Source organism: Campylobacter sp. RM9334 (assembly GCF_020138145.1).
In the GTDB taxonomy this organism is placed as follows: Bacteria; Campylobacterota; Campylobacteria; order Campylobacterales; family Campylobacteraceae; genus Campylobacter_E.
Window position 1 is genome coordinate 39,593 of the sequence record NZ_JACGAX010000015.1, and the last position, 10,190, is coordinate 49,782.

Below are 10,190 nucleotides of genomic sequence, written 5' to 3' on the forward strand. Positions count from 1 at the left end.
CAAACAACATTTAAGCTTAAACATATCTAAGCTAAACATACGAAATTTACTAAATACTATCAAAACTAAGTTGCTCTAAATCGGCCTTTTTATAACCGTGCGTATCGTCTAAATCTATCTCACACCTACACAAAAACGCCTTATCCCCATCATCACAAAGCTTTTTAAAAAGCTCTTTTACCACCTTTATCTCGCTTTTGCTAAGCTCTCCATAAAAGACTGATTTTTGGATATTTAAAAGTCCTAAATCCTTTAGCTCTTCAAAAAGTTTTGTTCGTGATTTGTTATCTTCTATATCGTAGCTTACAATATACACGCTCACCACCTAAACACATAAGAATGATAATTATTCGCACCGCACAAAAACCCACTAAGCTTATAAACTTGTCTTTGTATGATGCTTTCAAGACTTAGTTTAGAGTGATTATATGGCAACTTTTTAGCAAGTGAGTTAAAAATCTCATTTGAAATTAGCTTTTTACACTCATTAAAATCGCCCTTTAGCTGATGCCTTAGCTTGATGATATTTCTATCAACTAAAAAACTTCTATACTCTTCCATAATGTCCAAAACTAACGATGGCTTAGCACTTCTTAAGCTATGAAGCACTCCAAAATATGGGTTTAACCCTGCGTTTATCACGCTTTTATAAATTATGTTTAAAAGTATTGCGTAGCCGTAATTTAGGGCTTTATTTACATTATCATCTGCATATCTGCCCATGCGATTTACAAACTCATCTCCTAAAAGCCTTGTTTGTCTAAGATAATCAAAATAAACTTTTGCCGCACTTCCTTCAATGCCAAAAATGCTATCTTTTGTCATTTTATAAGTTTTTAGCTCGTTAATAAATGTTTTTAATTGCTCGGTGGTTTTTTGTTTTAGCAAATCATCTTGCAAATACCTTGAAAAGTATAAAATCGTGGAGCGTTGGTTTTTGATTTTACCTATGATTAGCTCTTTTGCTAAGGCTAGATCTTTGCCGTTTTGTTCGCTTAAAATCTGATGTTTTATCACATTTACGCTTTTATGCTCGTGTAAAGTGTGTAAAGCTAAATGAGATTTAAAATCATTAAAAAATATCTTAACCCCACGCACTCCACAAGCATAGGCTAAGTCACTACTTAGTCCTACACCACGAGATTTTATACTTATGGTTTTTAGGTTTTTAAGTGGATATTCTTTGATTAACTCTCCATCTTTTTTAACTACTAATCTAGCCGATTTTAGCCCCAAATACACCCCGTAAGAATTCACTACGAGATGTTTTAGCACTCTAAACCTTTGTAAATATTTTTTATATTTTTTACATTGCTTGAAAAATTTCCATTTGTGATAAACGATATTTTTAACACATTTTCACTATTTTCCAAAACATCTCTTTTTCTATATGTTTTAGTGTCAAAATTTTCTAACTCTTCTTTGTGTTTTATAATTTCATATTTAAAAAGTTCTGATTTTTTCTTACCATTTTCAGCAATTCCACCAAAACCAAAAGATTTATTAAATAAAATATTTTTACACAAATAAAAAAAGTCATAGTTGATTTTGTTATCTACAATTAAATTTAATTTATTTGTGGAATTAATATTATCAAAATTAATTTCATCGCAATTTATTGTTTTTAAAAAAATATTTGCATTAATTTTATTAATCTCTAAAACAATATTTGAGCGTGTTTTCTCTTGATATAAAATTTCTATACTTTTAAAAGGTATAACATCTATGTTTTTAATTTCTTTTATATCACAAATCCTATACTTTGCAAAACCAGCTTTAAATTGTTTGTGATTGTTAAGAAAATCAATAACCACTAAAATATCTTTTAAGTCTTTTGGTAAAACATTCAAGTTAAAAAACGGAACTGATATAACAGAATTTGTCTTTGTGTTTGTATATGGCAAGGCTTTTACTCCACTAGATGAATTAGTCCACATACCCTCAAAGCCACCATTTCTACGAATTATCATATTTGATGAATTTTTAACCTTTAAAGAATAAATCATTTTTTTAAAATCTCTAAGTTTCCTACCTTTAACATTAAAAAATTCATTATAAGTTTTAAACAATTTGTCTTTATTTAAACTCACTTTACTATGATACTTCACTGCAAATTCTTTTTTAATTTCATCTAAATTTTTATCTTTATTTACAATATAAAATCTTTTTAGTTCTACAGCTTTAGTAACTTTATCAAACTCTTTTTCGCTAAGTTTAAAAATATTATATAAATCATCATATTTAGAATAAAATTTTTGTTTTATAATATTTAAAATCTCTTCTTCGCTATCCGTTTTATTAAGATATAAAAACTTAAGTGATTTTTCTAAGTTTTCTTCTCTTAAATCATTAAAAATATCGCGCTTTTTATTTTTTAAAACACTAACAAGTAACATTTGAGTTTTAATGCTATCAGATAATATTTCATCTGGATTTTGTCTTATGATAAAATATTCTTGATTTTCATTTACTTTATCTTTAAGTGTCTCATAAAATTGATAAGTTTTATTAGGCAAATCATTTTCTTTAAACTCTTTAAACCTAACACCATCAAAAAACAATTTATCTATCTCTTCCCTGCCATAAGCTGATAATTGCTTAAATACTTTTTCTAAAGTTTTATTTTTAAAAAAGTCTGTATTTTTTGCTTTAAATTTTGCAAAATAAATATCAAGCATTAAATTAGTATCTATAAAAATTTGCTTAGTCTCATCTACTTTTTTATCATTTTCTACATACTTAAATTTGCCATTCGTATCTTTATAAATATAGTATTTTTTACCTTTGACTTTTGCAAAAACTACGCTTGTGGTATCTTTTGACAAATCAATTAGATTTTTTGAATGCTGATTAAACTTATAGTTTTTAATATCACTTATATCAATACTACTTAAAAAATCTAATTCGGTTTCGTTTTTAGTGGTATAAATTTCATCAAAACTTAAAGAATATATGCTTTCTTTAAATAGTCCAACTCTGCTTTCTTGATTTTTGGGCTTTAATTCTTCATATGATTTAGAATTAAGTCTTATTATTTCACAATCATCATTAAACACATCACTTAAAAAATCATATTTTTTGTATGTATGATAAAACACCAAACTAGCATCAATAGTATGGCTTAGCTCATCTTGAGTTTTAAGTTTATTAAGCTTTACAAACTGCTCTTTTTGATTTTCGTTTATTAATTTAGTAGTAAATGCTTTTCTAGTGTCGCTGATTGTTTTTGAGCTAATGCTATTTGTTTCAAAACCTATTTTTAAATAAGTATTTTTTATATAACTATATAAAATTATTAGGCTATTTCTTATATCTTCACTTATAAATTCATGGTTTTTAGAGTTTTTACTCCATTTTCTTGGTCTTGTAAAAAGTTCGTTTAGATACTCATCATTGCATATAATGTTGAGTATAAATTCTCTTTTGTTTTTAGGAAAATGATTGCTTGTTTTTGTAAATTTTTTTATCTTTTGTAAAAAATCTAAAAATTCATCGCTATTTAAAATGTTTTTTAAATTCTTTTCTATAATTTTTCTTTTAATTTTTTTATGCAAAAGATTTACAAAACGCTTTTGCACGCCATTTACAAGGCTTGATACTTTTGACATTTTCAATAATTCTAACGCTTTATCAAACACATCTTGATAACTACTCACACCATCTAAAAATAACGCATGTCTAAATGCGATTTGCTCTAATCTACTTAGTGAATGATAGCTCCTATACTCGCTCATTTTTGGCATATTGTTTTTTATAAATTTTTTGAAATTACTTTCATTTATTAGGTCTTTTTTTGTAGTTTCTACTTTTTTGCTTTTTTTATCATCTTTAGGAGTGATTATTAAATTTATCTCTTCATAAATACCTTTTAAGTACTCATCACTTAAATCATCAAGCTTTTTATAATTATCTTTTTTCTTTTGGTTTCCATTGCTGCTTACTAAAATCAAGTTTGCTTCCTGGTTAAACTCACCACGAGATGAACTTCTAGGGATTATATGGTCATACTCTCCTTGTTCTTTGATAAATTCAACTCCTTCATAAGCACATACAAGCTTTTCATCGTTTTTATTTGTACTATCCGAATTTCTACTTGTTTTTACCATATCTTTTAACTCTTGTTCAAACAAAAACTTATTTTGCTCTGTATTTATATGAATTTCATCAAATTTAGAAAAATCAATGCCCTTACTAGATAAATACTCAACTATATTATAAGATACTATATCAAGTAATTTTTCAACCCCACCATTAAACTCTCTAGCTGAGTTTTTGCTAAGCGTTTGGCAAATCGCTACTTTAGAGCCATTTAGCCTAAACATAACTTCTTTTGAATGCTCTTTACAATAATTTGCAAAACCACTTCTAGGCTTCAATAAAGTATTATAAATTTGTAGAATAAAATTAAATTTTCCATAAATTTCGTATGTTTGAAGCCTTGTATAAAGTTCATTTACTAACTCAAAATATTTAATGATTTTTTGAAAAATCTCATCATACTTTTGAACTTTACTAAATTCATCATTACTTAACAATATCTTTTCTTTGCTTAAAGTTTTTTCTGCTTTATACCAAAAGCTATTTGAATTTGATTGATAAATTTTATTGATTTCTACTAAATCTTTTTCAATTTTTTGCTTTTTTATATGGTCTTTAAAATCTTCAACACTATTTTTATCTTTAAAAAATTCATACCCCAACAACGCATTTAAATCTTGTAAAATCATATTTGTTTTATGTGGAGTTTTGCAAGTACAAACAGATAGCTTATCGTTTAAAATGATACCATTTTTAGCAAGTTCTATTTCTTTATAGTATTCTTTTGCGAATTTTTGCAAAATTTCATAATTTTTATCATTTAAGCCAAGTTGTTTAAATCCATTTTTTATCATACTTAAAATTGATATTTCATTATCATTTAATTCATCTTTTAATTGTTTTAAAGCAGTTTTTCCTAAGTGCAAATACCTTGGATATAGCAAACTACCCTTTGGTAAATATTCTTTAGAAATATCCAAATACCTTTGTGTTAAAATCTCTATTTTTTGTTCTTTATCGCTTTTTAGACCACTAAAAATCTCATCATTTAAAATGGTTTCAAATATATTTTCTAGATTATTTTGTTCTAAAGCTTCTTTTTTCAGCATTAAGGCATTGCAAATTTGACCTTGCTTATTAACTAAACTCTCATAAGGGGTGATACTTCTTGTAGGATCACAAGTTTTTAAAAAATCGAAAGCTTTGCCATTTTGATATTTTTCGCCTAAAAGCTCTAACATATATTTTTTGTTTTTTAACTCATCATCACTTTTATATGGGATATAATTTATATTATCTTTTATCGCTTTATATAACTTTTTATCATCATAAATAGCGTTTGATTTACCATTAAAATACTGCCTAAACACTCTAGTTTGAAGATTTGAAAGATTGCAAATGATATTATAAAGCTCATCTTTAGAAATATTTAAAAAATCATAAAGATTTTTAATTTCTGAAAATCCTGTTTTGAATTCTTTTTTAATGTTTTTCAAATTTAGTTTATCAACATTGCCTTGAATATTCTCAAAACGATTTAATAAATCCTTTATATCATTTTGATATCTTTTTCTGTGCTTATTATTGGTATTTTCAAGCTCTTTTATAACCGAGTCTATATAGTTTTGCAATTGTTTGCTATCAAAACCATCTTCTTGTTTTTGCAAATTTGCTTTTACAACTAACCTTTTTTGCTCTTTTAAATCTTGTAAAATATCATAATCTTTATCATCTAAAGCTTTGTCTATTTGACTATTTATAACATCATCTATATCTTTTTTATTTTTAGCACCGATAAAGATAGTTTCGATTAATTTTTCTTGATTTTCTTCATTTATGTTATCTATATTTGGAGTATTTACATAGTTAAACCCACGATGTTTAAAAAGCCCATAAAATAATTCTAAAATACGAATTTGGATATACTCATCTAAAGTTTTAAAATCTTCGTTAAATATATATGAAGCTAACTCTTTAAAGGCTCTTACTACAAAATATTTTCTATTATGGTTTCTTCTTGTGTGTCTTTTAGTAGTTCTTTCATCAACTTTAAAATTTATTTTATCTACTACAAAAGTTGAAGAAAGTGACTTATTTAGTTCTCCTGTAACAGGATTAAAAAGCCCCTTTGCACCTATACCAACCCCATAAAATCCATAATATTTAGCACCTGCATCAAGATTTAAAGAAAGAATTTGTTTATCATACATCATTACTCCTTTATATAATTTATTTATATTATATAAGGATAATATAAATATAAATTAAAATAATAATTGTTAAGTATTAAATTATTTACAATCTACCACAAGTGGTTTAAAAATATATAATATACAAAAGCAACAAATAATATTTTAGATAATATATGAAAATGGGAGAGCACCATCTCTCCCTATCAAGGTTACAGAGCTTTGCAAAAGCAAAGATGCTAGAGCTTGATTTTTTACTAACTTTTCGGTATTTCTACCTAATTATGATTTCAAACGCTCGTTGTGATAGAATTAGATTTGCTTTTTAATTTTAGTGATACAAACTAAACACAGGTTTAATTTTTCCACTAAAGTGCTAAAATTTGAAAGAATTTTAAAAGTGGAAAAATCACTACTTTTTAAAAACTCTCAAATACTTGATATATAAGCAAGTTTTCCTTGCTATTGCAAACCTAATTCTATCACAACACGGTTTGAAACATTCCAGCAATAGCACTTATTACAAGTCCGATAGATTGCAAACCTAATTCTATCACAACACGGTTTGAAACACTAATAAAATATGCGTAGTGGCTGTTTTTTTATCAAATTGCAAACCTAATTCTATCACAACACGGTTTGAAACAACAAATGCAAAAAGCACTAGATGAGATAATGAGATTGCAAACCTAATTCTACCACAATACGGTTTGAAACTAATTACAAAATCTACAGCATCGCCTACTAAATGTATTGCAAACCTAATTCTACCACAACACGGTTTGAAACTTAAAAACAAAAATAAAAAACTTATCGTAATTTTTTATTATAAGCCCAATTCTAATAAAATTTAAATAGAAAAATAAAAACCTATTATTACCAAAATTGTTATTAATGCTTTTTTGCAAGACCTGCTTTTATATCTAAATTATTAAGCTTATTTATGCTTTTTGTTAGCTTGTCCATCTTATCGGTGCTTAACTTTGCAATTTGCCAAGTTTTTCTAATCTTTCTTGCTGTGTTTTTAGCTTATCAAATCCACCTAAGGCTAACTTTAGCCCTAAGCCAAATTTCATCTCCATTAAGTTCTCCTTAATATTGTTTATTTATAATGCCCTTAACTTTGTGCGTGATTAACACAATTAGAAAGAGGGCTTGTAACAAAAGTAGGGGATTTGTTAAAGCTTTAAAAGGTCTAATCAACCTTGCGTTAGTTAGCTTTACCTCGCCCGACCATTAATCTGAACTATTAAATATCAGACTATCTACTAAATACCTATCTTTATCAGGTCTTAAAACAAGTTTATATCTCCTACCTAAAATACTATGAATGATAGTTTTACCCCTTGTTTTGCTTTCTTTTTCGTCTATACTACCCTCTTTAATAATTCTTTCTATTAGCGTATAGTCTAATGGTATAATATCTTTATGTTTTAAATGTGTTGCTATTTGGTATTTATCTATAAATACACTAGCTCCATTTAATTTAGCTACTTCTATAAAGGCATGTTCTCTGTCTTTTAAATTTTTAGTGATTTTGCTTATTTTTTCCCTAAAAGCGTCATTTATCTTTTTACTTGTCTTATCATCTAGTTTTGTGATACCCATTTGCTTCATCTTTTGCTTTACAAAAGCTTCATATTTAGGCTTATATTCATCATAAGAAGTCTTTATTTTTTTATATAAATTCTCTCTTTTCATATAATCAGAATAAGCATTATTCATAATCCTACGAGCTTGTTTTCTTATAGTTTCATCTACACTTTTTACCTTTTCTTCTAATACTTTAAATAAAGCATTATTAGGCTCAATAGGGTTATTATCAAATCCACGCACAGCAGCATTTAATGAGCTTCTTTTATCTTTTTCGTTTTCTTTATAGCCAAGTGCTTTAGCTTCATCAAGGCTTAAAACCTGTGTTTTACACCTACAACCCCAGCCATTAGGCGGGTAATTGTTACGCCAAAAAGAATGCTCCTTAGGTAAAATAAGCCCGTGAAAGGCTTTATGACTATCTCTTACTCTATTATCCATAATTGCCACATATCTTAAGTAAGGCTTATCGCTAATTAGTTGTTTTTCATATCTTGCAAAGCTATATACTTGTCTTAGGTTTTGATTAAAAACAACTCTTAAATGATTTTTATGTAAGCCACTAGCGTTTTTAAGCTCTTCTACACAATCTTTAAAGCTTGTGCCATTTAAATAAGCTTTTTTAAGTATGCTATGCATTCTTTTAAGTGTTTCAATTTCATTTATCCCACTTATTAAGAATGTGCGATTATATGCACTAAAGCGAAGTTTATCTAAATCATAATCTTTAGGTAATTTATCATCAAAGTATTTAATTGCGTCTAAAGGACTTAGATTGGTTGAATAAGTGTGTTTTATTCTTCTGTATCAATTACAACAGTATCTCTACTAAGCATGCATGGATTTCTGTAGCTAATTCATTATGTTATGAATTTGTTTTATGACAATATACGAAGATTTTAACACAATCTCAGTAAGTGAGATAAAAGAAAAAACAAAAGACCTTTTAAAAAATCATCTTAAAGATAATTTAAAGAACTTTTAATGGTAAGTTTAGATAATAAATTTACACAAATGAAGGCTAAGCTTATTGCTAAAATTTGATTTGACAAATAAGTTTAAATGAATTAAAATGCCATACAAGAAATGTTATGTGTTTGTGGTATCATCGTTATGGGGTGACGGGTCATTGGCTATGAAACACTCAACCCTCCGTTCTTACTTCTTATAAATTTGACAAGTAATGCAAAATCCACTAAAATATCACAATAACTACTATCAAGTATGAGACCAAAGACAAATGCGGCGAGTCCTCTTTATCTCATTACTGAGCCGCTAGTAGTTATAAAAAAAGATAGTTAATGTTATTTAGGCAACCTGTATAGATGGCACATAATAGCTTGGCGTAACCAAGTGAAAACTCGGGGCTCAACTTCTTAAATAACTAAGCCATCTCTATCTTTTTTTATAAATCACTTTACCTATGTTTAATTCTTTGAAATATTCTTCATTCTCACTTAAAAACATAGTTTTATTATTTATCACATCGCCTTTTTGATTTACTACCATTACTAAAGCTTTTTTATATTATCATCATAAAACCATTTTATATATGTTTTTTTGATGACTGACTTATCAAATCTAGGGTCTAATTCTTGACTTAGTCTAATCTCATCAGGGTCATTTATTAGCTTTGGGAAATAATCAATGTATAAATGACGATTTCTTTTTTTGATTTTTGGAGCATTTTTCTTTTTATCCATAAAAAATATATCATCAAGTCTTATTACATCGCCTATCTTATCAACTAATAATTCTCCTTTTTTAGCATTAAATCTTTCATAAACTTTATTTAAAGCCTCTTCATCGCTAAGATTTTCATAGCTTGGATTTTTTGGTAATTTATCAAGACTAGAGCTTAGCTCAAGGTTTACATTATTACTTACACCAATCCTTTTATCATACGCAAATTGCTCGTATGCTATATTTGGTGGATTTATCATTATTTTATATTTTCTTGCTTCTTTTTCACTGATTGGTATTACATAACATTTGCAATTATAGTCGTTTGGTGGGTAATTTATCAGCCACCAAGCATCATCTTTATGGATTGCAACATTATTCATTTTAGAATGACTACTTCTACTTGTGCTAAGCTTTGCTGATTTGTAAAGCCAATATGTTTTATAAGTGTAGTTCATCATCACTTTTGCACGGCTTAGATTATAAGATCTTTGCATATTTGTTGTATAGATTGTTTTAAGTCTTGTTGAGTTTATATTTATTACTCTTACTTCGCCTGTGAGTGGATTTACAATGTCTTTTTGTCCGTACCAGTCTTTATCACTTAAAGTAGCTTTTAAACCCTTTTTAAATTCATTAAATCCTACGCCATCTTTTTGAGCCTTAAGTAATGCATCGTGAATACCA

Annotated in this window: 5 protein-coding genes and 1 CRISPR repeat array; all 5 genes read right to left on the reverse strand. The window is 27.3% G+C overall.

Annotated features, from left to right (window positions below; translation table 11 throughout):
- Positions 1 to 49 precede the first annotated feature (49 nt).
- A complete protein-coding gene (cas2, locus tag AVBRAN9334_RS07150) occupies positions 50 to 316 on the reverse strand; it encodes a CRISPR-associated endonuclease Cas2 (protein ID WP_336607398.1) in 267 nt (88 codons plus the stop codon).
- 2 nt (positions 317 to 318) lie between these two features.
- Complete coding sequence (gene cas1, locus AVBRAN9334_RS07155) at positions 319 to 1,275, reverse strand: CRISPR-associated endonuclease Cas1 (protein WP_336607399.1); 957 nt, start codon at positions 1,273 to 1,275, stop codon at positions 319 to 321.
- Positions 1,269 to 6,248 (reverse strand): hypothetical protein, encoded by a 4,980-nt coding sequence (locus AVBRAN9334_RS07160; RefSeq protein WP_336607400.1) that lies wholly within the window; start codon positions 6,246 to 6,248, stop codon positions 1,269 to 1,271. Before AVBRAN9334_RS07160 ends, cas1 begins: the two co-directional genes overlap by 7 nt.
- Positions 6,249 to 6,691: 443 nt before the next feature.
- Positions 6,692 to 7,017: a CRISPR direct-repeat array (repeat unit 38 nt; unit sequence ATTGCAAACCTAATTCTATCACAACACGGTTTGAAACA).
- A 446-nt stretch (positions 7,018 to 7,463) separates the two neighbouring features.
- Complete coding sequence (locus AVBRAN9334_RS07165) at positions 7,464 to 8,459, reverse strand: phage head morphogenesis protein (RefSeq protein WP_336607401.1); 996 nt, start codon at positions 8,457 to 8,459, stop codon at positions 7,464 to 7,466.
- A gap of 872 nt (positions 8,460 to 9,331) precedes the next feature.
- A partial coding sequence (locus tag AVBRAN9334_RS07170) for a phage head morphogenesis protein (protein ID WP_336607402.1) occupies positions 9,332 to 10,190 on the reverse strand: 859 nt, incomplete at its 5' end.

What these genes read in the sequence shown, in the direction of transcription:
- AVBRAN9334_RS07160 (WP_336607400.1), bottom strand. Translation starts at nt 6,248, where the DNA reads ATGTATGATAAACAAATTCTTTCTTTAAATCTTGATGCAGGTGCTAAA.
- AVBRAN9334_RS07165 (WP_336607401.1), bottom strand. Translation starts at nt 8,459, where the DNA reads ATGCATAGCATACTTAAAAAAGCTTATTTAAATGGCACAAGCTTTAAA.